Here is a 22,442-nt window from a genome sequence, read left to right on the forward strand (position 1 = left end):
TCGCGCCTGAGGCGTTGCCGCCCCGCAGGTGGCAACGCCGGTTACCAGGGTTGGCCCGATGTCCCTGAATTTTTTCCTGAAAGCCTACGCTCGTATTGCGGCCATTGCGGCGGCGGTCGTGCTGGTGTGCGTCCTGCTCTTTAATGGCATCAACTCCGTTCGCGAACAATACTGGCATGAGCAGGCCATGACACCGGTTATGCGTTGGCTGGCCGCGGCTCCGGATCCGCTCAGTCAGTATCACTGGATGGCCCCGATGTTTGACCTGCGCAGTGGCGTTGCGGCCGACTTCGGGCTTTCCCCGGTTGCGCTTGAACGCCTGGGTTACGGGCAGGTGGTGGCGCAGTCAACCGATAGCGGCTATGGCTATTATGTCCGTGGCCTCGGTGGCGAGGTGCTCGGCATACATCTGGAGCAACCCTACCGGGATCTGGCCCGGGCAATCTCGCTGATGGTACGTTGGCATCTGGATACCAGCCCTGCGGCTCAGCGTGCGGATGTGGCGCAGCAATTGGCAGAGTCTCTGAATCTCGATATCCGTCTGGTTCAGAAGGCCGAGGATCTGCCGGATCAGCAGGCGCTTGAGCGGCTTGGCGACACCGGGCTGGCGATTTTTGAACACGGTGATAACCGTGCCAGGGCGCTGGTTCGTTTGTCGGAAGGCGCATTGGTTGTGGTGACATTGCCTCCCCCCTTCAATCCCTGGGGCTGGCCGATTATCTTGCTGCTGACCGCTGTTGTCGGGGGCGTGCTGGCAGTGGCCCTGTTTCTTGCGTTGCGTTTTGTAGAGAGTCATCTGCGCAAGGTTGAGTCGGTAGCGATTCGTATTGCCCGGGGTGAGATGGGAGCCCGGGTGGAATCCGAGCAGGGCACGCTCGTGTCCCGGCTGGGGGCTTCGTTCAATGGAATGGCGGAACATATCCAGCGCCTGGTGCAGGTGCAGCGGGAAATGATTCACGCGGTTTCCCACGAACTGAGAACGCCGGTGGCCCGTATCCGGTTCGGCGTCCAGATGATTGAATCCGGTAGTACCCAGGAAGTGCTCGAAAAGCAGCTCGAGGGCATTGATGGCGACATCCAGGAGCTCGACGAACTGATTGACGAGATCCTGACCTATGCCCGGCTGGAGCAGGGCGGGCCGGTGTTCAGTCTCCGGGAGGGCTCGGTCACGGATATAGTCAGGCAGGTTGTCTCCGAACAGCGGCTGATCCGGGAGGGAGTCGACATTGAGTGTCAGATTGACGAAGCCTCGGAGCGCTGGGCACAGGCCGATATTGAGCCTCGTTACATTCACCGGGCGGTTCAGAACCTGGTCGGCAATGCCGCGCGCTATGCCGCAGGCCGTGTGCGGGTGAGTTGCCATCTGGATGAAGATAATTGCCGGATTGATGTGGAAGACGATGGTCCGGGCATTCCGGAACAAGATTGGGAGAAGGTGTTCACCGCCTTTGCCCGGCTTGATGACAGTCGTACCCGCACCTCAGGCGGCTACGGATTGGGCCTGTCCATTGTTCGCAGGATTCTGTACTGGCACGGTGGGCAGGCGTTTGTGGGCCGCAGTGATGTCTTGGGCGGAGCCCGGTTCAGCCTGGTCTGGCCGCGCCTGAAGCCCGCACACCCGGATTTGTGAACCAGTGCTCGGTGCCTCACCTGATGTAACAAAGCTCTACACAACCACAACTGAACCCTCTGCAGCCCTGGGTAATACTTCAAAGCGTAAGGGATGACTTTTGAGGTTGTAGTTCTTACGAACTTTCCTTGTTTCATTCGTCATTTGAGGGCCGGTTTTTCCGGCCCTTTTTTTATTTCCGCGCCGCGTCACACCGCTCGATCTCCGTCCTGTTAGAATCTCCTGAAAACAACAGGAGGTTTTGATGTCCCGATATCTGCTTGCCATAGACCAGGGTACCACCAGTTCCCGCGCCATCGTGTTTGATGACAAAGGCGCTCAGGTAGCCGTTGCCCAGCAGGAGTTTCACCAGTACTTCCCCAAAGATGGCTGGGTTGAGCACGATGCCATGGAAATCTGGGACAGTACGCTGGCGGTCTGTCGTGCAGCGCTGAACAACGGCAAGATCAAGGCATCTGACCTCGCAGGCATCGGCATTACCAACCAGCGGGAAACCACTGTGATCTGGGACAGGGCGACGGGGCAGCCGATTCATCACGCCATTGTCTGGCAGGATCGCCGTACCGCGTCCTGGTGTACCAAGTTGCGCCAGGATGGCCACGAATCCCTGGTGGTTGACCGCACCGGATTGTTGATTGATCCCTACTTCTCTGCCACCAAGATAGCGTGGATTCTGGACAACGTTGACGGTGCCCGCCAGCGCGCGGAAGCCGGTGAGTTGGCCTTTGGCACCATTGATACCTGGTTGCTCTGGAATCTGACCGGCGGCAAGCACCATCGTACCGATGCCACCAATGCGTCCCGCACCGCGCTGTTCAATATCCATACCCAGGAATGGGATCCTCAACTGCTCAAGTTGTTTCGGGTGCCTGCCGCTCTGTTGCCGGAGGTCTTCGACAGTGCAGCAGAGTACGGGTTGACGGAACCTGAATGCCTGGGCGCTTCGGTGATGGTTGCCGGTATTGCCGGTGATCAGCATGCGGCCCTGATCGGCCAGGCCTGTTTTGAGCCGGGAATGGCCAAGAGCACCTATGGCACCGGCTGTTTTTTGATGCTCAACACCGGTCAGCAGGCTCTGCGTTCTGAAAACCGGTTGCTGACGACGGTTGCCTACCGCCTCAACGGCAAACCCTGTTATGCCATTGAGGGCAGTATTTTTGTTGCCGGTGCCGCCATGCAATGGCTTAGAGATGGGCTTCGGCTGATATCCCATGCCCGGGAATCGGCCGAGCATGCGGCTGCGGTCGGTGTGAATAATCCGGTGTATCTGGTCCCCGCGTTCACCGGCCTGGGGGCGCCACACTGGGACCCGAACGCCCGGGGTGCGATCCTGGGGCTGACCCGTGATACCGGCATCGCCGAGATTGTCACGGCGGGTTTGCAGTCGGTGTGTTACCAGACCAAGGATCTGGTGCGCGCCATTCGCAACGATGGTGCCCGGCTGGAATCGCTGCGGGTCGACGGAGGCATGGCCGTGAACGACTGGGTGATGCAGTTTTTATCTGACATTCTCAATGTGCCGGTTGATCGGCCAAGTGTGACCGAAACCACGGCTCTCGGGGCGGCCTATCTTGCGGGTTTGCAGACCGGGGTTTTCGATAGCCTGGAGCAGATTACGTCGCTTTGGGAATGCGAGCGCCAGTTCCGGCCGGATATGGCGCCGGGGCTTCGGGAATCACTCTATGCCGGCTGGCTGGATGCTGTTGAGCGGGTCTGTAATCACTGAGGTTCAGTGGCCGGTTCGTTCGAAGGCGATCAGATGATCAGCCTCCACCCGGACCGGTACGTGCTCACCCAGATTGAAATCCAGGTGGCTCCGGAACAGGGCCTCAAATTCAGTGTCTTCTGAACACCGGAAACGATAGAGCGTGGAGGTTCCGGCAAAGGTTTTTTCCACCACCTTTGGCTTCAGCTCTGAGTCTTCATCGAAAACAATGTCGTCCGGCCGGATCAGGACGTCCAGCAGGGTGCCTGGTTGCCATTTGTAGGCCCGGTTGCCATGGATGACGCCCAGTTCCGATTCTATGGTGTCAGGGCCCAGGGCCTTGCCGGGAATAAACCCACCTTGCCCGACAAAACTGGCCACGAACCGGTTCGCCGGCTCATGGTAGAGGTTGTAGGGCACATCCCACTGTTGAATCTGCCCGTCCCGGAGAACCGCCACCTGATCACACATGGCAAAGGCTTCCTGCTGATCGTGGGTAACCAGGATGGCGCTGATGCCGAGGGTCTTGAGGATTTCCCGCACATCCAGGCTCAGCCGGCGGCGCAGATCTGTGTCCAGGTTGGAGAAAGGCTCATCCAGCAGGATCAGTGTTGGCTCTGGTGCCAGTGCCCGGGCCAGGGCCACCCGTTGTTGCTGGCCGCCGGACAGTTCGTGGGGATAGTTGTCTGCAAGGTCCTGGAGGTGCACCAGGTTCAGCAACTCCATGACCTTTTGTCGACGTTCCGCTTTGCTTAATGACTTGAGACCGAAGCCGACGTTATCGGCAATGCTCAGGTGCGGAAAAAGGGCATAGTCCTGGAACACCATGCCAATCTTGCGCTTTTCCGGTTGCAGTGCCCGCCCGGGCAGGCTGATGGCCTGTGACTGCAGGCGGATTTCACCTCGGGAAATCGGCAGAAAGCCAGCCAGCGCCCGGAGAATGGTGCTCTTGCCACAGCCGCTGGGGCCCAGCAGGCAGCCAATATCACCGTGGCTGAGGGCAAAGCTGACGTCCTTGACGACGGAATCACCGCGGTAGCCACAGGACAGATTGTTTACTTCCAGCAGCCAGTCTGCGGGGGGCACCAGGGCTTCGGGCATGGATCAGTCCAGACGATTGAGAATCAGGAATTCCAGCAAGGCTTTCTGGGCATGCAGCCGGTTTTCCGCCTCATGCCAGACTGCCGAGCTTTCGTGGTCCATCATGTCTGCCGAAATCTCTTCACCCCGGTGGGCGGGCAGGCAGTGCATGAAGAGGGCGTCTTTGTCGGCCTGAGCCATCAGAGCCGGGTTGATCTGATAGCTGCGGAAGGCTTTTTCCCGGGCTTTCTGCTCGTCTTCCTGGCCCATGGAAGCCCAGACATCGGTGACCAGCAGTTGGGCGCCTCGTGCTGCCTCTTCTGGCGCGCGCACAACGGTCACCCTGTCAGCATGCTGTTCGATCAGCTGTTGATCCGGTTCGTAACCCTCTGGGCAGGCAACGTTCAGGTGGAAATCGAAACGCTCTGCAGCGTTTATGTACGAGTGGCACATATTGTTGCCGTCACCAATCCAGGCCACGGTGGCACCACGGATGCTGCCGCGAAGCTCCCGATAGGTCTGCATGTCGGCCAGCAGCTGGCAGGGGTGGAATTCGTCGGTGAGAGCGTTGATCACGGGCTTGCTGGAGGCAGTGGCAAAGCGCTCGACCGTTTCGTGGGCAAAGGTACGGATCATCACCGCGTCGACCATGCTGGAGATCACAATGGCAGAATCCTCGATCGGTTCGCCGCGGCCAAGCTGTGTATCCTTGGGCGAGAGGAACATGGCGCTACCCCCGAGCTGGGTCATGCCGGCTTCGAAGGAAACCCGGGTCCGGGTGGACGATTTTTCGAAGATCATTGCCAGCACCCGGTTTTTAAGGGTGTCCCTGGTCTGGCCTGAACGCCACTCTTTGCGTAATTTGGAAGCATGATCGAGCAGATCTTCCAGTTCCGCCGTGGTCATGTCGTTCAGTGTCAGAAAATGTCTTGCTGCCATGAAAGGCCCCTGTTTCAAGCAAACTGCCCGTTCGGAAAAGCCAACAAGTCTAGCCCGTCGCTACCCTGAAAACAACGCCGGGCGCGGTGCTGTTGTTCTGGGTCAAAACGGACGGTTTGTTGAGGCCTGAGGCACCCGTGTACAATAGGTTCAACTGCCGTTTGGCGGCAAAGCTGACTCCCAACCAGAGGTATGAGTTCATGGACATCAATGAAACCATCAAGAGCCAACTTGAAGAGAACCCGGTTATTCTTTACATGAAGGGCACCCCGCAAGCCCCGCAGTGCGGTTTCTCGGCACGTACTGTTCAGGCTCTGATGGCGTGCGGTGAGCGCTTTGCGTTTGTGAACATTCTCGACAATCAGGAACTGCGTGAGGCCCTGAAAGTCTACTCCAGCTGGCCAACCTATCCGCAGCTCTACATCAACGGTGAGCTGGTGGGTGGTTGCGACATCGTTCTGGAAATGTCAGAAAGTGGCGAGCTGGCCAAGATGGTCAAGGATGCTGCGGGTCAGGCCGAGGCCTGATCATTCTGCTACTCGTAACGGTATTTAAGCTTTATCGTAAAACGACCTCCTATCCCGCTCTCTGGAGCGGGATAGGGGCTTGCCTCTAAAGCCGCCCGGTATATTGCGGCGTCTACATCCTTTAGGTCCGTTGATTTAACGATTTTCGCGCCCGTCACCGCGCCATTTCCCATTAATCTGAGTTCTATTTCTGCTATCCATGTCTTTGATCCCTCCGAGTCTACAGGCACCCTAATCGTCTCTCGGAAGAGATATTCCGACAAATGACTTGAGAGTTTTGCGACAAAAGGGTCTCTTTCATCGGGAGTCTCAGTCTTTTGCTTTACTGGCTCCGGCGTTTCTACGGCCTCGCTTGCACGTGCAGTCAATGCAGGTGTAGCAACTGATGCAGGGGATTCGAAGGATGTTGCCCGGGTTTGGGTGCTTTCGGTTGTCCGCTTCGGGGAATCTGGCTGTGTCGCAGTGACGGTTTGCGATTCGGGCGGAGCACTGAAGGTAGATTCTGTCGAGGTTACCACCGGCTCGGCCGGCGGGATCTCGAACTCGGAGTGCCTGGGCTTTGGCGGTTCCGGGCTTGCCACGCTCTCTGGTGTCGGGACGGCCGCCGGGGTTGTCAGCGTAAAAACCAGCCGGTGAGTCAGTTCCCGGGCCTCCTTCAGAGGCGATGGAAGCCCGGCCAGTACCAGAGTGTGAGCCAGTATGGCCAGGGAAACCGCTAGCAGGAGCCGATAGGATGCCGGCATTGAGGGTGAACGAAAACCCGTGTCCGGCATCTATATCAGGCGGTTTTTGTGCGCAGGTTGCCCACGACGGCATTCAGGGCCCGGTCAATCAAGGCACCCTGTTCGAGCAGCGTCAGGCGGCCACGGCGCATCTCATGAGCCAGCTCAACACGGGTTTTCTCAATGACTTTCAGGCCCATACGGTTGACGAACACAAAGCAGTCCGCTTCATCAATAATGGCTGAGAGCTTGCAGCGGAAGCTGGTGCCGTTGACCAGGCGGAACTCCACCCAGTTGCCAATTTCGATAGTGTCGAGCTTGGCCACATATTCGGCAATCGCAGCATCTTCCAGTTCCTGTTGCCGTTCAACGGCGGTCTGGTGCACGGTCGGGGCTTCGTCTTCGGCATCCGACGGTGCATCCTGACGGGCTTCGATGGCGGCGTTGGTCCGGAAGGCCTCAGCCAGCTCATGCTTCAGGTGCCCCATCATCTGATCAAGCCGGGTGGCGTTGTAGGAGACTTCCTCAAGTCCTGCCCGCAGTGATTTCAACAGACCGGGCACAACCCGAACCCACTGGTCACGCTCTTCATCTTCTTCATGGGGGTGCAGGCACCAGATCAGGTCATCCACGACCCGTGCTGTTTCGTGCCAGCGGTGTTCGGTGTCGTCCTTCAGGTAGGCCAGGAACATAACCCGGCTCCAGCCATTCATCAGAATATCGCTGACCGAGTCCGGAAGCCGGTAACGGGATACTTTTTCCCGTAACAGCCGGTCCACCTCTTCCTGGGCCTTCTGGGATTTGATGCGACCACGTTCCGATTCTCGTGTTCTCTGTTCCACCAGGGAGGCCTTACGGTTTTCTCGCTCCAGGAATTGCTCAAATTCTTCGTTCAGGGTTTCGAACAACTGAATGTTGCCATCGAATTCATTGAGGATTCGTTGCACCACGTTGTGTATCTGACCGTACAGCTTGTCTCGGGTTTTCTCATCGCTGCTGCTCCAGCCAATGCCCGCGCGGGCGAGGGAGTTGAGCAGCTTGCGGGCCGGGTGGGTTGCCTTGCTGAAGAAACTCTTGTCCTTGATCACAACCTTCAGAATCGGAATCTGCAGGCGACTGATCAGCACCTGAACCGGGGCGGACAGGTTGTAGTCATCAAGGATGAACTCGAACAGCATGGAGACCAGATTGATCAGATCTTCATCCACTTCATTCAGTGCGGGCTGGCGACCATCTTGAGCGTCGGCCTTGGCCAGCAGTTGCTGAACGACCTGGCGCAGGTCGACGGTTACGGGCTCACCCGTGCTAAGGTCGTCTGTTTCCGGCCAGTTTTGCTGAAGCGGAATGGCGTTGAGCATATCCGCCAGTTCCCGGCCTCCGACCACTCTCAGAGAGGGATCGGCGCTGCGTGGGGGCATGCCGGCATTGGACCTTTGCAGAGCCAGCATCTGACGGATCTGGTCAAACAGTACGGTGTCTTCCGGGCGTTGATCGTAGCCGGCAGTCGCCTCGCTGGGGCTTTCGGCAGAGCTGTCTGCCGTTGCAGATGGCTTCTGGCTCTGGTTCTTCTTGCCGTGATAACGGAAGTTCGGGATAACGCCGGCCTGGATCAGAATGCGATTGGCTTCATCCAGGAGCATGCCCAGGTTGGAGATCACGTAACGGTCAAATTGCTTGAGCAGGATGAGCCGTTCGCGAATCTGGATATCGAGGGCCTGAATCGCTTCGGTAAAAGCGCTGCACAGGTGCTCCGGTGCCATCGGGTTGACTGGCTCCTGCTCGGTGGCGTCCGGATAGATCTCGGTAAAACGGGCCTGCAATTGCAGTAAAGGGCCTTGGAAGTGCGCCTTGGCCTTGGTGGTCATGGCGTTGAAGGCAACCTGTTCTTCCAGGTCGTCATTGCCAACCAGCGAAAGAGTGTCGGCACTGGCCTGCGGGCTGGCTTCGGTTGAAGGAAGCTGGCCGGCATGGGGCGGGTTGGCAAAGAACTGGGCAACCGTATTCTGAAAATGACGCTCTACACCCTTGCGCTTGATGCGAATCTCGCGCATGGCTTCGAAGTAGCGGTTTTGTTCATTGTTGCTGCGGGCATTGTTGGCCAGTTCGAAGAGTGAATCATCGACGGCATCGAAAGCCCCCTGCAACAAATCACCCAGCCCCGCAACAACGGTGTCGCGGATGCGGGCTACCTCCGCAGGAACCGGTCGGGTGCTTGCCGCTTCCCTGTGCTCGCGGAGGTAATGTATGCCGGACTGCTTGTTCATGGCCGACTCCTGTTTACGCCTCAACCGGATACATGACCGAGCCTGATTCTTGTCTGTTCTGATTATTGGATAAATTTAGCGCATTTTGATCTGCATTAACATGAATAAACGCTAACCTGCGATCAGGTTCATAAACTCCGACCACGCTTTTTCTTGCGTTTGGGGTGGACAATGGCAGCTTTAACCACGTTGTCCTTGATTTGCAGGACTTCAATACGATGACCGCCAACTTTCAGACACACGTTGGTGTCCGGAATATTTTCCAGAGTTTCGGTGATCAGTCCGTTCAGGGTTTTCGGGCCATCGGTTGGCAGATGCCAGCCCAGGGTCTTGTTGATCGTCCGCACGGCGGCACTGCCATCGATGATAAAGGTGCCGTTGTCCTGGGGAATGATGTCGGGCGAGGTGGCGGCATAATCGGTGGTAAATTCCCCGACGATCTCCTCAAGAATATCCTCAAGCGTAGCCAGGCCCAGTACATCGCCGTATTCATCCACCACAATGCCGAACCGGCGTTTGCCTTTCTGGAAGTTCAGTAGTTGGGTATTGAGCGCAGTGCTCTCCGGAATGAAGTAGGGTTCCTGGCACAGCTGCATGATCATCGCCTTGTTGATGTCTGTCTCCTGCAGCAGCCTGGCCGCGCTGCGAAGGTGCAGAATGCCCTGAATGTTGTTGATGTCACCCTTGAAGATAGGCAGCCGCGTGTGTTGGCTGCTTCTGAGCTGGCGCAGGATAGTGTCTGTGTCGTCTTCCAGGTCGATGCCGACGACTTCGTTTCGGGGCACCATGATGTCATTGACGGTGACATTCTCCAGATCCAGGATGCTGACCAGCATGTCTTTGTGCCGGGCCGGAATCAGTGCGCCGGCCTCGTTCACCACGGTTCTGAGTTCTTCACGGCTGAGATGATCTTCCGAGGCCTGGGCCGAGGAGACGCCCAGAACGCGAAGAATGCCGGTCGTAAACAGGTTGACCGTCCATACCAGCGGGTACAGAAGTTTCAGCAACGGCCCAAGAATATGACTGGCCGGGAAGGCAATTTTTTCAGGGAACAGGGCTGCGAGAGTTTTCGGGGTGACCTCGGCAAAAATGAGGATAACGATCGTCAGCAGTAAGGTGGCAATTGCGATACCGGCGTCGCCCCAGAGGCGAATTGCGATGACCGTGGCGATCGATGACGCAAGAATGTTCACGAAGTTATTGCCGATCAGGATAACGCCGATCAACTGGTCGGTTCGGTTAAGCAGGCCTTGCGCTCGCTGGGCCCCTTTGTGGCCGGTGTTCGCCATGTGTTTCAGGCGGTAGCGGTTCAGGGACATCATGCCGGTTTCAGAGCTGGAGAAAAACGCAGAGAGGATGATCAGTCCGACAAGTAGAATAAACAGCGCGGTGAGCGATGTTTCGTTCAAGAGAGCAGCCCTTATATTGAGGATAAGTTGCGAAAATAGGATTTGAAGGTAACAGGTGTCAAGCGGGTTAGGTCAGTAAGGGGGGGCGGGTCTCAGACGCCCCGGTGGAAAACCAGCTCGAGAACAAACTTGCTGCCGTAGAAGGCCAGCATCAGCAGTGCGCAGCCTGCCAGTGTCCAGCGACTGGCGGTGATGCCGCGCCAGCCTTTGGTGTAGCGGCCTACCAACAGTCCGACAAAAACCAGCAGGGACAGCAGGGAAAAAATGGTTTTGTGGGCCAGATCCTGAGCAAAAAGGTCTTCAATGAAAACAGCGCCAGTGACAATGGCGAGTACCAGCAGCACAACGCCCGCCCAGACCATTTCAAACAACAATGACTCCATGGTTTGCAGCGGTGGCAGGTTCCTTACCAGCAGGCTGTTGTAGTTGCGCTTGAGCTGCCGGTTCTGTACGTAAAGTAAAACCGCCTGTATGGCTGCCAGGGTAAACATGCTGTATGCCGTGACTGACAGGGCAATGTGAGACAGCATGCCGTAGCTTTCTTCGGACACCAGGCGAGACGGCGTGTGGGTAATCAACGCCATGACAATGGTCAGTGCTGCAATCGGATAGGCCGCAATGAACAGGCTTTGTACGGGTTTGCTCAGATTAAGTCCCAGAAGCAGAAAGACAATGAGCCAGGAGATCAGAACGGAGCTCTTGAAGAAACTGAAGTCGAAGCCGCCGTCCAGGTGCACGGTCTGGGCAATGAGCAGGCCATGGCCGATCAGGGCAAGCACGCCAATCAGTGTCGTAACCGCCAGGTTGCTGTGCACCTTTCCACGTAAATGGAGGGCCTGAAGCGCGGTTCCAACGCTATAGAGGAAAAGTGCGGTAACCGCGAGAATCAGCGTTCCCATGACATCCTTAATCGTGTTGCCTGATGAAGTGAAATCGGCGCGGAGTTGTTCAGAGGCTCCGTAGTCTGGGTATAATGTCGCGATTATGCAACAGGAATCAAGCAGGCCGAGCTGGCTTCTTGATCTGTGTGAACAAATTCTCCGGGGTACGGAAGAGCAACATGTTTGAGAATCTCCAGGACCGGCTATCCGGTAGCTTGCGCAAGATCTCGGGCCAGGCGCGCCTGACTGACGACAATATCAAGGACACGCTCCGTGAAGTGAGGATGGCCCTGCTGGAGGCTGATGTCGCCCTGCCGGTGGTCAAGGCCTTTATTGAAGGGGTTCGTGAGCGTGCGATTGGCCAGGAAGTTCAGCGCAGCCTGACCCCGGGCCAGGTCTTCGTTAAGGTTGTCCAGCAGGAGCTGGAGCGGGTCATGGGGGAGGGCAATGAATCCCTGAACCTCGCCACGCGTCCGCCCGCGGTCATTATGATGGCGGGCCTCCAGGGTGCGGGTAAAACCACGACGGTGGCCAAGCTGTCCCGTTTCCTGAAAGAGCGTGAGAAAAAGTCCGTGCTGGTGGTCAGTGCCGATATTTATCGGCCGGCGGCCATCCGTCAGCTGGAAACGCTTGCCGGTGAAGTGGGCGTTGAATTCTTCCCCAGCACCACCGAGCAGGATCCGGTGGATATTGCCAATGGTGCCATCGAGGCTGCCCGCCGCAAGCACATTGATGTGGTTATCCTGGATACCGCGGGTCGTCTGCACGTGGATGAGCAGATGATGGGTGAAATCGGTCGCCTGCATAAGGCGGTGAATCCGGTTGAAACCCTGTTTGTGGTTGATGCCATGACGGGCCAGGACGCGGCCAATACCGCCAAGGCATTTAACGACGCGTTACCGTTAACCGGCGTGGTCCTGACCAAGACCGACGGCGATGCCCGTGGCGGTGCGGCGTTGTCCGTGCGTCATATCACCGGCAAGCCCATCAAGTTCCTGGGTATTGGTGAAAAGTCAGACGCTCTGGAGCCTTTCTATCCCGATCGTGTTGCCTCCCGCATCCTTGGTATGGGGGATGTGCTCTCCCTGATTGAGGAAGCTGAGCGCAAGCTGGACCGAAAGAAAGCCGAGAAGCTCACCAAGAAGATCAAGAAGGGTAAAGGTTTTGATCTGGAAGACTTCCGCGACCAGCTCCAGCAAATGAAGAATATGGGCGGTATCGGCGGACTGTTGGACAAGTTGCCGGGCATGGGGCAGATGGCCCAGATGGCGCAGGCACAGGTTAACGACAAGTCGGTTGGTCAGATGGAAGCCATTATCTGCTCCATGACGCCAAAAGAGCGCCGCTATCCGGACGTCATCAATAACTCTCGCAAGCGTCGGATTGCCGCCGGTTCCGGCACCCAGATCCAGGACGTGAACCGTCTGCTCAAGCAGCACAAGCAGATGCAGAAGATGATGAAAAAGTTTGGCAAGAAGGGCGGGGTGGCTAACCTGATGCGCGGTATGGGTGGTATGATGCCGCCCGGCGGTGGTGGTGGCATGCCTCCGTTTGGCCGTATGTAAAAAGCCTTACATATAAAATGGGGAAACCGGTGGTTTCCCTGTTTTCATTGGCGCTTTTTTCGCATAGAATAGCGCCCCTTTCGAGTATGGGTCTTCCCGTTAGCCGTGAAACGGTGTGTCGGGAATCGTACAAAGTTCGTACAACAGAACAGGATATTGGTCGAAATGGTAACAATCCGTTTGGCTCGTGGCGGCTCCAAGAAGCGCCCGTTCTACCATCTGACAGTCACTGACAGCCGTAACTCCCGTGACGGCCGTTTCATTGAGCGTGTTGGTTTCTTTAACCCGATTGCCCGTGGTCAGGAAGAGCGTCTGCGTGTTAATCGTGAGCGCGTTGATTTCTGGCTGGGCCAGGGTGCACAGGCCAGTGAGCGTGTTGCTCAGCTGCTGAAGGCTGCTCAGTAATAGCATTGTTGGTACCGGGGTTGTAAAGGCATGACGCAGAATTCGCAGGAAACTGTGATCGGCCGGATCACCTCGGTGTTCGGGGTAAAGGGTTGGCTTAAGGTCTTCTCTTACACAGACCCGAAAGACGGAATACTGAACTACCGTGACTGGACTCTGCTCCTGGACGGCAAGCGTATTCCGATCAGGCTTGAGGAAGGTCGCCGCCAGGGGCAGGGGATCGTCGTCAGGCTTAAAGGTATTGATGATCGTGAAGTAGCCCGCACCTATTGCGGAGCGGAGATCCGGGTTCCCACCGAGCAACTGCCGGAACTGCCCGAAGGGGAGTTCTACTGGCATCAGCTGGAAGGTCTGGATGTCTTCACGGTAGAAGGTGAGTGCCTGGGTAAGGTGCATCACCTTCTGGAGACAGGCTCCAATGATGTCCTGGTGGTGCACGCTACGGCGGGCTCTATTGACCAGCGCGAGCGTCTGATTCCCTATCTGCCGGATCAAGTGGTTCAGCAGGTGGATCTCAAAGGCTCTCGCATGGTGGTTGACTGGGATCCGGAGTTCTGACGGGTGTGGATTGGCGCAGTCAGTCTGTTCCCGGATATGTTTTCTGCGGTGACGGATTACGGGATTACCGGGAGGGCAGTGCGTGAAGGTCTGTTGACCTTTCAGAGCTGGAATCCTCGGGATTACACCCACGATCGTCATCGCACGGTGGATGACCGGCCTTATGGTGGTGGTCCGGGGATGCTGATGAAAATTCAGCCTCTGCGGGACGCAATCCAGGCGGCCAGGGCATCGGCACCCGGCAAGGCCTGTGTGGTCTATCTTTCGCCGCAGGGTGAAAGGCTGGATCAGTCGGTGGTGGAGTCACTCGCCGCCGAGCAGCAGCTGATTCTCGTTGCCGGTCGTTATGAAGGTGTGGATGAGCGCCTGATTGCGGCAGAGGTCGACCGGGAGGTATCCCTTGGGGATTTCGTTCTCTCGGGTGGCGAGCTGGCAGCGATGGCTGTAATTGATGCGGTAACACGCCTCATCCCCGGAGCGCTGGGTCATGCGCAGTCGGCAGAGCAGGATTCCTTTGCCGACGGATTGCTGGATTGTCCGCACTACACCCGGCCCGAGGTTTACGAAGGTCAGGCGGTGCCGGAAGTTCTGTTGGGCGGTCACCATGAACAGATCCGGCGTTGGCGATTGAAAGAATCGTTGAGGCGAACCAGTGAGCGGCGCCCCGACCTGCTGGAAAAGCGGGAACTTACGGAAGAAGAGCGTCAGTTACTGGAAGAAATTTTGAACGAACCGGGTGCCTCTGAGTCATCAGGGCATTGAAAGATTGGGTATCAGGAGCATTACGATGAGCGGCAAGAACAACATCATCAGTCAACTTGAAGCAGAACAGATGACCAAGGAAATCCCTGCGTTCGCGCCGGGCGATACCGTGGTTGTACAGGTTCGCGTAACTGAAGGTAACCGTGAGCGTCTGCAGGCGTTTGAAGGCGTGGTTATCGGCAAGCGTAACCGTGGCATGAACTCTTCCTTCACTGTTCGTAAGATCTCTTACGGCGTGGGCGTTGAGCGTACTTTCCAGACCTACTCCAAGCTGATCGACAGCGTCAGTGTGAAGCGTCGTGGTGACGTGCGTCAGGCCAAGCTTTACTACCTGCGCGACCTGTCTGGTAAGGCAGCTCGTATCAAGGAAAAGCTTAACTGATTCAGATTCGTCTGTTCAGTACCAAAAAGCAGCCTCAAGGGGCTGCTTTTTTTATGGTTTAATGCCTGCGATGACTCCGGAATCGAAGAGGGTGCTGTGCCAAGGCCAGAAGATGAGCAGTTGATAGAGCGCTTCAGTGACGCGGTCTGGCTTGAGGATGGCCTTGGCGAGAAAACCCGGCAGGCCTATGCCAGTGATCTGTACCGTTTGTCCGGGTGGCTGGAGCAGCAAGCTGGGGCGCCAACCCTGCGCAGCGCACGCCGCACAGATCTTCTGGCCTGGATGTCGCGGGGCTTGTCCGACGGCCTGAAAACCAGCACGGCGGCCCGCCGCCTGTCTGGCGTAAGGCGCTTCTATCGTTTTCTTTTGCGTGAAGGCATTATTGCCGAAGACCCAACGTTGCGGATTGACAGCCCTAGGTTGCCCCGGCGCTTGCCGGATACCCTGACCGAGGCCGACGTGGAGTCGCTGCTGACTGAGCCGGACCCGGAGCTGCCGGTAGAACTGCGGGATCGGGCCATGCTGGAGATTCTCTATGGCTGCGGACTTCGGGTTTCGGAGTTGACGGGGCTGACGGTGGACCAGGTCAACCTGAGGCAGGGCGTGGTTCGCATACAGGGCAAGGGCGGCAAGGAGCGTTTGGTGCCGCTGGGTGAAGAAGCTGTGGACTGGTTATTACAGTATATGCGGCAGGCCCGGGGCGAGCTGCTGCGAGGCAAAACCAGTGATGCCCTGTTTCCGGGCAATCGTGGCACCGCCATGACCCGGCAGGCCTTCTGGTATCGAATCCGGCATTATGCGATCCGCTGCGGAATCACCAAACACCTTTCTCCTCATACACTCAGGCATGCGTTCGCCACCCATTTGCTCAATCATGGGGCGGATCTTCGGGTGGTGCAGATGCTGTTGGGGCATTCAGATCTGTCGACCACCCAGATCTACACTCATGTTGCGCGGCAAAGATTGCAGGATCTTCATCAGGCCCATCACCCCAGGGGTTGACGGCGGCCGCTCCGGAGGCTGAACTAATCCGATTTTCCGGTGTCGCAGACACCACACAAACCGACAGAGGTAGTTTCAAGCTCATGAACATCAAATCAGTAGCAGTGTCCGTTGGACTGGCGCTGACCCTGGTCGGGGCGCCAGCCTCCCAGGCAGGCGAAGCCGAAGACCGCATTGCCCAGCGGCTGACCGAGGCAGTTCCCGGTCTCAAGGTAAATTCTGTTCGCGAATCTGAGGCAAAAGGGTTGTACGAAGTTCAGAGCAACAACGGCGACACCATCTACACCACGGAAGACGGCACCTATCTGCTGACGGGCGATCTGCTGAAAATCACCGAAAACGGCATTGCCAACGTTACGGAAGAATCCCGTGCGGGTTCCCGTAAGGACCTGATGGCGGATTACGGTGGCAAGGGCGTGATTTCGTATCCGGCCAAGGGTAAAGAGAAGGCGGTCGTTAATGTGTTTACCGATATCGATTGCCCCTATTGCCGGAAGTTGCACGATGAAGTGCCCCAGTTGAATGAGTACGGTATTACCGTCAATTACTACGCGTTTCCCCGTTCCGGGCCAGGTACGGCCTCCTTCAATAAATATATCTCGGTCTGGTGCGCTGACGATCAGCAGGCCGCTATGGATGCCGCCAAAGCGGGGCGTTCGGTAGAGCAGAAGAGTTGTGAGAACCCGGTGGCAGAGCAGTATCGTCTCGGCGGTCAGGTTGGTGTGACCGGCACGCCGGCTATTTTGCTGGAAGACGGCAATATGGTTCGGGGTTATGTGCCGGCCCGAAATCTGGCCGAGGGTCTCGGTATTCTGTGACCCTGTCGGTGTTCGTCGCCAGTCGTCATCTTTGTTGAAAGCGTGACCGATTCAGGGCTTATTCAGCCGGCCCTGAATCGGTATACTATGCCCCCTTATTGCAATCCATCAGCACCCCCATCGGGATCAGAGGTGAGAGCTTGAAAGACGTCAATGTCGGAATTTGCGGACTGGGAACCGTAGGCGGCGGTACATTCAATGTCCTGACTCGCAACGCCGAGATTATTGCGGGTCGTGCCGGCTGCAACATCCGGATTGCCCGGGTGGCGAGCCGCCATAGCCGCGATGACCTTGATCTGGGCAATGTCCCGTTCAGTACCGACATTTATGACGTGGTGAACGATCCTTCGATTGATATCGTGGTGGAGCTGATTGGTGGCTATGATGCGGCCAAAGAGCTGGTGCTGGCGGCCATTGCCAACGGCAAGCATGTGGTGACTGCCAACAAGGCCCTGATTGCCGTGCACGGTAATGAGATTTTCGACGCAGCGGAGAAGGCTGGCGTCGTGGTTGCCTATGAAGCCGGCGTTGCCGGCGGCATTCCGGTGATCAAGTCTGTGCGCGAGGGCCTGGCCGCCAACCGCATTGATACCATTGCCGGCATTATCAATGGCACCGGCAATTACATTCTCACCGAAATGCGCGCGGGCCGGGAATTTGGTGAAGTTCTCAAGGAAGCGCAGGCACTGGGCTACGCGGAAGCGGACCCGACGTTCGATGTGGAAGGCATTGATGCCGCTCACAAACTGACCATCCTGGCGGCGTCCGGGTTCGGCGTTCCCCTGCAGTTTGAGAAAGGTTTTACCGAGGGAATTTCCGGTATTACTCCATATGATATTTCCCACGCAGAGTTGCTGGGGTACCGGGTGAAGCACCTGGGCATCGCCCGTCGTCGTGAAGACGGTATTGAACTGCGGGTGCATCCGACGCTGGTGCCACAGAGTCATCTGATTGCTCAGGTTGATGGCGTTCTTAACGCAGTCCTGGTGGATGGCGATGCTGTTGGCCAGACCATGTATTACGGTCCTGGTGCCGGGGATGAGGCTACAGCATCTGCGGTCATCGCAGACATCGTGGACGTCGCCCGTGCGGTGGCCAGCAACAGCCAGCAGCGCATTCCCTACCTCGGATTTACGCGGGACGCCCTGGAAGACCTGCCGGTGCTGCCAATGGAAGATGTCCAGTCGGCTTACTACCTGCGAATCCAGGCCTTTGACCATCCGGGTGTGTTGGCCAAGATTGCTGCGATTCTGAGTGAGCACGGCATCAACATCGAGTCGATCATGCAGAAAGAATCCGAATTCAAGGATGGCCGGATTCCGGTCATCATCCTGACCCACACGGTTCAGGAGCGCCAGATGAACCTGGCCATTGACGAGATGGAATCCCTCGCCGACATCGATGGCAAGGTTGTCCGCATTCGCGCAGAAAACTTTAACTGACAGGTACGCACGTGAGATACATCAGTACACGGGGTGAAGCTCCCGCACTGGGCTTTGAGGACGTTCTTCTGACCGGGCTGGCCACCGATGGTGGCCTCTATGTGCCTGAATCGTTGCCGCACTTCAGCCTGGAAGAAATTCGTAGCTGGCGTGGGCTTCCCTATGCGGAGCTGGCCTATAAAGTGATGTATCCGTTCGTAGAGGATGCCATCCCGGCGGACGACTTCCGCAAGATGCTGGATGAAACCTACAGCGTGTTCAGCCACCAGGCGGTGGCACCGCTGGTTCAGCTGGACACCAACGAGTGGGTGATGGAGCTGTTCCGTGGCCCGACGCTGGCGTTCAAAGACTTTGCCCTGCAGCTGCTGGGCCGCTTGCTGGACTACGTTCTGGAGAAGCGCAACCAGCACGTTGTGATCATGGGGGCCACCTCTGGTGATACCGGTTCTGCTGCCATCGAGGGCTGCCGCCGGTGCGAGCACGTGGATATCTTTATCCTGCATCCGCATCAGCGAGTATCTGAAGTGCAGCGCCGCCAGATGACTACGGTGCAGGGCGACAACATCCATAACATCGCAGTCAAAGGCAACTTCGACGACTGTCAGCGCATGGTGAAGGAGAGCTTCGGCAATCAGTCCTTCCTGGGCGGCAAAACCCAGCTGGCGGCGGTGAACTCCATCAACTGGGCCCGGATCATGGCCCAGATCGTGTACTACTTCCAGGCGTCTCTCGCTCTGGGTGGCCCGGACCGCAGCATGGCGTTCTCTGTGCCCACAGGCAACTTTGGTGATATTTTCGCCGGCTACCTGGCCAAGAAAATGGGGCTGCCCATCAGCCAGCTGGTGATTGCCACCAACCGCAACGATATCCTGCATCGCTTCATGAGCGGCAACAAGTATGAGCAGCACCAGCTGGAGCATACCCTGTCGCCGAGCATGGACATCATGGTGTCCAGCAACTTCGAGCGCCTGCTGTTTGATCTGCACGGCCGTGACGGGGCGGCGGTCAAAGCCTTGCTGGAAAACGCAGCCAAAGGCCCGGTCAGCATTGAAGACTACCGCTGGAAGCACGCCCGCAAGCTGTTCGACAGCGATGCGGTGGACGATAAAACCACCTGCGACACCATTCGTGACGTCTACGAGCAGAATGAATATCTGCTGGACCCGCACACCGCCATTGGCGTACGCGCTGCCCGCAACTGCCGCCGCGACTCTGCTGTGCCCATGATCACCCTCGGTACCGCGCACCCGGCCAAGTTCCCGGATGCGATTGCCGAATCCGGCCTGAGCGTGAAGCCGCAATTGCCGGCTCACATGGCTGATCTGTTCGAGCGGGAAGAGCGCTACACCGTGCTGGATAACAATGTGTCCGAGGTGCAGGGTTTTATCGCCAAGCATTGGAAGAACGCCTGATCCGGCATGACCCCTAAAAAGATCCTGCGTCGCCCCCAGCCGTCCGATGTGACGGGATGGGGGCAAAACCTGCCTCCCATCCTTCGCCGTCTGTACGCCGCCCGCGGTGTGCAATCCGACGACCAGCTCCAGTACACCCTGAAACACCTGGCTTCGCCGATGCAGCTTCGCGGTATTGATCGCGCAGTTGAACTGCTGGCCGAGGCCATAGTGCAGAAACAGCGGGTAATGGTGCTGGGGGACTTCGATGCCGATGGGGCCACCAGTACTTCGGTGGCTATGCTGGGTTTGTCCATGCTCGGTGTGGCGGCCATCGATTTCCGGGTGCCCAGCCGGTTTTCTGACGGCTATGGCCTGACGCCTGGCATTATCCACCGGTTGCAGGAAGACGGGGATTTGCCGGACCTGTTGGTGACTGTCGACAACGGCATCTCCGCCATCGAAGGCGTACGCGCCGCCCGGAAGCTGGGTATCAAAGTGCTCATCACCGACCACCACCTGGCCGGAGAAGAACTGCCAGACGCCGACGCTATTGTGAACCCCAACCAGCCGGGTTGCCCGTTTCTGAGCAAGAATGCGGCGGGAGTAGGCGTGATGTTCTACGTGCTCACGGCGCTGCGTAAGTACCTGCGAGACAACAACCGGCTGCCGGACCCGGAGCCTAACCTGGGTAGCCTGCTGGACCTGGTGGCCCTGGGTACCGTGGCCGACGTGGTTCCGCTGGACCATAACAACCGCATCTTTGTGGAGCAGGGCATCCGCCGCATCCGCAAAGGCGAAGCCAGACCGGGCATCCTGGCTCTGCTGGAAGTAGCCGGCCGCGACTACACCGAAATCAGCGCCACCGATCTGGGTTTTGTTGTTGGCCCGCGCCTGAACGCTGCCGGCAGGCTGGACGACATGAGTATCGGCATCGCCTGTCTGCTCGCCGACAGTCGCGACGAAGCGCTGCGCCTGGCGCGGGAACTGGACAACTTCAACCGCGAACGCCGCACCATTGAAAAAGACATGAAAGCCCAGGCCCAGGACCTGTTGGCCTCCATGTCCCTCGATATTGACGGCCTGCCCTGGGGCCTGGCCCTGTTCGATCAGGACTGGCACCAGGGCGTGATCGGCATCCTGGCGGCCCGCATCCGCGAACAGACCCATCGCCCCACCATTGCTTTTGCGCCCGACGACGACGGCGAACACCTGAAAGGCTCTGCCCGATCCATCCCCGGCCTGCATATCCGGGATGCGCTGGCTGTGGTCGATGCGAAGAATCCGGGCTTGATGAAAAAATACGGCGGCCACGCCATGGCCGCCGGCATGACCATCGCCCGGGACGACCTCGAACGTTTCAGCAACGCCTTCGACCAGGCCGTGCGTGACACGTTGAAACCGGAAGACCTGGAAGCCGCCATCACCACCGACGGCCCACTGGCCCCGGAAGAGCTAAATCTGGACACCGCCTACCTGCTCAAACGCGCCGGCCCCTGGGGGCAGCATTTTCCCGAGCCGGTGTTTGATGGCGAATTCCGGGTAGTGAGCCAGCGAATTGTCGGCGAGAACCACCTGAAACTGGTGCTGCAGCCGGTTGACGGCGGGGGCATTATTGATGGCATTGCCTTCAACACCGGGCCGGAAGTGCCGGACTTTACCCGGAGTGGCGCGCGGGTGGTTTATAAGCCGGATGCCAATACGTTCCGGGGGCGGACCAATTTGCAGCTTCTGGTGGATTATCTGGAACCTTTGGGCTGATTAGGCTTGCTGATTTAACCCGCAAATTCCGGTAGAATCCGCCCTCTGTTTTTATCGCACCATTTTCCAAAGCGAGACAAGGTTTCATGGAAATTAATCCCATAGTGACGAAGATCAAAGAGCTTCGCGAGCGCACCGAAGCGCTGAGGGGGTATCTTTGACTACGATCAGCGAAGTGAACGCCTGACCGAAGTCGAACGCGAACTCGAACAACCCACCGTCTGGGACGATCCCGAGCGGGCCCAGGCATTGGGCAAAGAGCGCTCAGACCTTGAACTGATCGTTAAAACCATCGACAACCTCACCAACGGCCTGGCCGATGCAGAAAGCCTGCTCGACATGGCGGTGGAAGAGGACGACGAAGGCACCGTCCAGGAAATCGAAGCCGATCTCGAAAACCTTGATAAAGAACTCGAGAAGCTCGAATTCCGCCGCATGTTCTCCGGCGAAATGGATGCCAACAACGCCTACCTGGATATCCAGGCCGGCTCCGGCGGCACTGAAGCCCAGGACTGGGGCAACATGCTGCTGCGCATGTACCTGCGCTGGGCCGAGCGTCGTGGCTTCAAGGCCGAAATCGTTGAACTGCAGGAAGGTGAAGTGGCCGGCATCAAGAGTGCCACCATCCACATCCAGGGCGACTACGCCTACGGCTGGCTACGCACAGAAACCGGCGTACACCGCCTGGTGCGGAAATCCCCGTTTGATTCCGGCAACCGTCGCCATACCTCCTTCTCTTCCGTGTTTGTATCACCGGAAGTGGACGACAGCTTCGAAATCGAGATCAACCCGGCGGATCTGCGGGTCGATGTGTATCGCGCTTCCGGCGCCGGTGGTCAGCACGTAAACCGGACCGAATCCGCAGTGCGACTGACCCACAACCCCACGGGCATCGTGGTGGCCTGTCAGGCCGGCCGAAGCCAGCACCAGAACAAAGACCAGGCCATGAAGCAGCTCAAGGCCAAGCTCTTTGAACTGGAAATGCAGAAGCGTAACGAAGAGAAACAGAAAGCCGAAGACTCCAAGTCTGACATCGGCTGGGGTAGCCAGATCCGTTCCTACGTGCTGGACGACAGCCGTATCAAAGACCTGCGCACCAAGGTGGAAACCAGCAACACCCAGTCGGTGTTGGATGGTGACATCGACAAGTTTATTGAAGCCAGTCTGAAGATGGCGCTGTAGACGGCGCCATCCAAACC

At 57.7% G+C, this 22,442-nt stretch carries 20 protein-coding genes; 14 read left to right on the forward strand and 6 right to left on the reverse strand.

What is annotated here, in order from left to right:
• Positions 1-58: 58 nt before the first annotated feature.
• Both QPL98_RS14130 and glpK read left to right on the forward strand, forming a co-directional pair.
• Positions 59-1,630 (forward strand): ATP-binding protein, encoded by a 1,572-nt coding sequence (locus QPL98_RS14130; protein WP_303293482.1) that lies wholly within the window; start codon positions 59-61, stop codon positions 1,628-1,630.
• Positions 1,631-1,874: 244 nt separating this feature from the next.
• Positions 1,875-3,356, forward strand: coding sequence for a glycerol kinase GlpK (glpK, locus tag QPL98_RS14135; protein ID WP_303293483.1), 1,482 nt, complete (start codon positions 1,875-1,877; stop codon positions 3,354-3,356).
• Positions 3,357-3,359: 3 nt separating this feature from the next.
• Here glpK and QPL98_RS14140 read toward each other — a convergent pair whose 3' ends face one another.
• Both QPL98_RS14140 and argF read right to left on the reverse strand, forming a co-directional pair.
• Positions 3,360-4,436 carry an ABC transporter ATP-binding protein gene (locus QPL98_RS14140; RefSeq protein ID WP_303293484.1) on the reverse strand — a complete coding sequence of 359 codons (1,077 nt, stop codon included), beginning with the start codon at positions 4,434-4,436 and terminating at the stop codon, positions 3,360-3,362.
• A 3-nt stretch (positions 4,437-4,439) separates the two neighbouring features.
• Positions 4,440-5,354 carry an ornithine carbamoyltransferase gene (argF, locus tag QPL98_RS14145; RefSeq protein WP_023008850.1) on the reverse strand — a complete coding sequence of 305 codons (915 nt, stop codon included), beginning with the start codon at positions 5,352-5,354 and terminating at the stop codon, positions 4,440-4,442.
• Positions 5,355-5,554: 200 nt separating this feature from the next.
• Between argF and grxD the strand changes: the two genes are divergently transcribed.
• On the forward strand, positions 5,555-5,881 hold the full coding sequence (gene grxD / locus QPL98_RS14150) for a Grx4 family monothiol glutaredoxin (protein ID WP_014420735.1): 327 nt from the start codon (positions 5,555-5,557) through the stop codon (positions 5,879-5,881).
• Positions 5,882-5,889: 8 nt separating this feature from the next.
• On the opposite strand, the gene QPL98_RS14155 is transcribed toward grxD, so the two are convergent.
• The 4 genes from QPL98_RS14155 to ccsA form a co-directional block, all read right to left on the reverse strand.
• A complete protein-coding gene (locus tag QPL98_RS14155; protein WP_223268842.1) occupies positions 5,890-6,624 on the reverse strand; it encodes a TonB C-terminal domain-containing protein in 735 nt (244 codons plus the stop codon).
• A 35-nt stretch (positions 6,625-6,659) separates the two neighbouring features.
• Positions 6,660-8,867, reverse strand: a complete 2,208-nt coding sequence (locus QPL98_RS14160; protein WP_023011512.1) for a DUF1631 domain-containing protein — start codon at positions 8,865-8,867, stop codon at positions 6,660-6,662.
• Between the two features lie 128 nt (positions 8,868-8,995).
• Positions 8,996-10,276, reverse strand: a complete 1,281-nt coding sequence (locus QPL98_RS14165) for an HlyC/CorC family transporter (protein ID WP_023008846.1) — start codon at positions 10,274-10,276, stop codon at positions 8,996-8,998.
• Between the two features lie 92 nt (positions 10,277-10,368).
• Positions 10,369-11,175, reverse strand: a complete 807-nt coding sequence (gene ccsA, locus QPL98_RS14170; protein WP_273029691.1) for an inner membrane protein YpjD — start codon at positions 11,173-11,175, stop codon at positions 10,369-10,371.
• Positions 11,176-11,336: 161 nt separating this feature from the next.
• Here ccsA and ffh point away from each other — a divergent pair, with 161 nt between their 5' ends.
• The 11 genes from ffh to prfB all read left to right on the forward strand — a co-directional run bounded on the left by ffh (position 11,337) and on the right by prfB (position 22,425).
• Positions 11,337-12,722, forward strand: coding sequence for a signal recognition particle protein (gene ffh / locus QPL98_RS14175; RefSeq protein WP_014420740.1), 1,386 nt, complete (start codon positions 11,337-11,339; stop codon positions 12,720-12,722).
• A gap of 165 nt (positions 12,723-12,887) precedes the next feature.
• Positions 12,888-13,127, forward strand: a complete 240-nt coding sequence (gene rpsP, locus QPL98_RS14180) for a 30S ribosomal protein S16 (protein WP_011785745.1) — start codon at positions 12,888-12,890, stop codon at positions 13,125-13,127.
• A 30-nt stretch (positions 13,128-13,157) separates the two neighbouring features.
• Positions 13,158-13,685, forward strand: a complete 528-nt coding sequence (gene rimM, locus QPL98_RS14185) for a ribosome maturation factor RimM (RefSeq protein WP_011785744.1) — start codon at positions 13,158-13,160, stop codon at positions 13,683-13,685.
• Positions 13,686-13,688: 3 nt separating this feature from the next.
• Positions 13,689-14,447, forward strand: a complete 759-nt coding sequence (trmD, locus tag QPL98_RS14190) for a tRNA (guanosine(37)-N1)-methyltransferase TrmD (RefSeq protein WP_014420741.1) — start codon at positions 13,689-13,691, stop codon at positions 14,445-14,447.
• 25 nt (positions 14,448-14,472) lie between these two features.
• Positions 14,473-14,829 (forward strand): 50S ribosomal protein L19, encoded by a 357-nt coding sequence (gene rplS, locus QPL98_RS14195; RefSeq protein ID WP_011785742.1) that lies wholly within the window; start codon positions 14,473-14,475, stop codon positions 14,827-14,829.
• A 96-nt stretch (positions 14,830-14,925) separates the two neighbouring features.
• Positions 14,926-15,831, forward strand: coding sequence for a site-specific tyrosine recombinase XerD (xerD, locus tag QPL98_RS14200; protein ID WP_011785741.1), 906 nt, complete (start codon positions 14,926-14,928; stop codon positions 15,829-15,831).
• An 83-nt stretch (positions 15,832-15,914) separates the two neighbouring features.
• Positions 15,915-16,649: a DsbC family protein gene (locus QPL98_RS14205; protein WP_121208421.1), complete on the forward strand. Its 735-nt coding sequence runs from the start codon at positions 15,915-15,917 to the stop codon at positions 16,647-16,649.
• Positions 16,650-16,789: 140 nt separating this feature from the next.
• Entirely contained in the window at positions 16,790-18,091 is a 1,302-nt protein-coding gene (locus QPL98_RS14210) for a homoserine dehydrogenase (protein WP_114434400.1), read from the forward strand.
• A gap of 11 nt (positions 18,092-18,102) precedes the next feature.
• On the forward strand, positions 18,103-19,503 hold the full coding sequence (thrC, locus tag QPL98_RS14215) for a threonine synthase (protein WP_011785738.1): 1,401 nt from the start codon (positions 18,103-18,105) through the stop codon (positions 19,501-19,503).
• Between the two features lie 6 nt (positions 19,504-19,509).
• Positions 19,510-21,243 (forward strand): single-stranded-DNA-specific exonuclease RecJ, encoded by a 1,734-nt coding sequence (recJ, locus tag QPL98_RS14220; RefSeq protein WP_303293485.1) that lies wholly within the window; start codon positions 19,510-19,512, stop codon positions 21,241-21,243.
• Positions 21,244-21,329: 86 nt separating this feature from the next.
• A protein-coding gene (gene prfB / locus QPL98_RS14225) for a peptide chain release factor 2 (protein ID WP_113879872.1) occupies positions 21,330-22,425 on the forward strand; the annotation gives its coding sequence in 2 pieces (ribosomal slippage) (positions 21,330-21,401 and positions 21,403-22,425; 1,095 coding nt in all).
• The last annotated feature ends 17 nt before the right edge of the window (positions 22,426-22,442 follow it).

Source organism: Marinobacter sp. ST-43, assembly GCF_030541085.1.
Lineage (GTDB): Bacteria > Pseudomonadota > Gammaproteobacteria > Pseudomonadales > Oleiphilaceae > Marinobacter > Marinobacter nauticus.

Bases quoted from the DNA above. Each gene is read 5' to 3' on its own strand.
- ffh (WP_014420740.1), top strand. From the start codon at position 11,337: ATGTTTGAGAATCTCCAGGACCGGCTATCCGGTAGCTTGCGCAAGATC.
- ccsA (WP_273029691.1), bottom strand. From the start codon at position 11,175: ATGGGAACGCTGATTCTCGCGGTTACCGCACTTTTCCTCTATAGCGTT.
- grxD (WP_014420735.1), top strand. From the start codon at position 5,555: ATGGACATCAATGAAACCATCAAGAGCCAACTTGAAGAGAACCCGGTT.
- QPL98_RS14155 (WP_223268842.1), bottom strand. From the start codon at position 6,624: ATGCCGGCATCCTATCGGCTCCTGCTAGCGGTTTCCCTGGCCATACTG.
- argF (WP_023008850.1), bottom strand. From the start codon at position 5,354: ATGGCAGCAAGACATTTTCTGACACTGAACGACATGACCACGGCGGAA.
- QPL98_RS14160 (WP_023011512.1), bottom strand. From the start codon at position 8,867: ATGAACAAGCAGTCCGGCATACATTACCTCCGCGAGCACAGGGAAGCG.
- rimM (WP_011785744.1), top strand. From the start codon at position 13,158: ATGACGCAGAATTCGCAGGAAACTGTGATCGGCCGGATCACCTCGGTG.
- rpsP (WP_011785745.1), top strand. From the start codon at position 12,888: ATGGTAACAATCCGTTTGGCTCGTGGCGGCTCCAAGAAGCGCCCGTTC.
- QPL98_RS14130 (WP_303293482.1), top strand. From the start codon at position 59: ATGTCCCTGAATTTTTTCCTGAAAGCCTACGCTCGTATTGCGGCCATT.
- rplS (WP_011785742.1), top strand. From the start codon at position 14,473: ATGAGCGGCAAGAACAACATCATCAGTCAACTTGAAGCAGAACAGATG.
- recJ (WP_303293485.1), top strand. From the start codon at position 19,510: ATGACCCCTAAAAAGATCCTGCGTCGCCCCCAGCCGTCCGATGTGACG.
- QPL98_RS14205 (WP_121208421.1), top strand. From the start codon at position 15,915: ATGAACATCAAATCAGTAGCAGTGTCCGTTGGACTGGCGCTGACCCTG.
- QPL98_RS14140 (WP_303293484.1), bottom strand. From the start codon at position 4,436: ATGCCCGAAGCCCTGGTGCCCCCCGCAGACTGGCTGCTGGAAGTAAAC.
- glpK (WP_303293483.1), top strand. From the start codon at position 1,875: ATGTCCCGATATCTGCTTGCCATAGACCAGGGTACCACCAGTTCCCGC.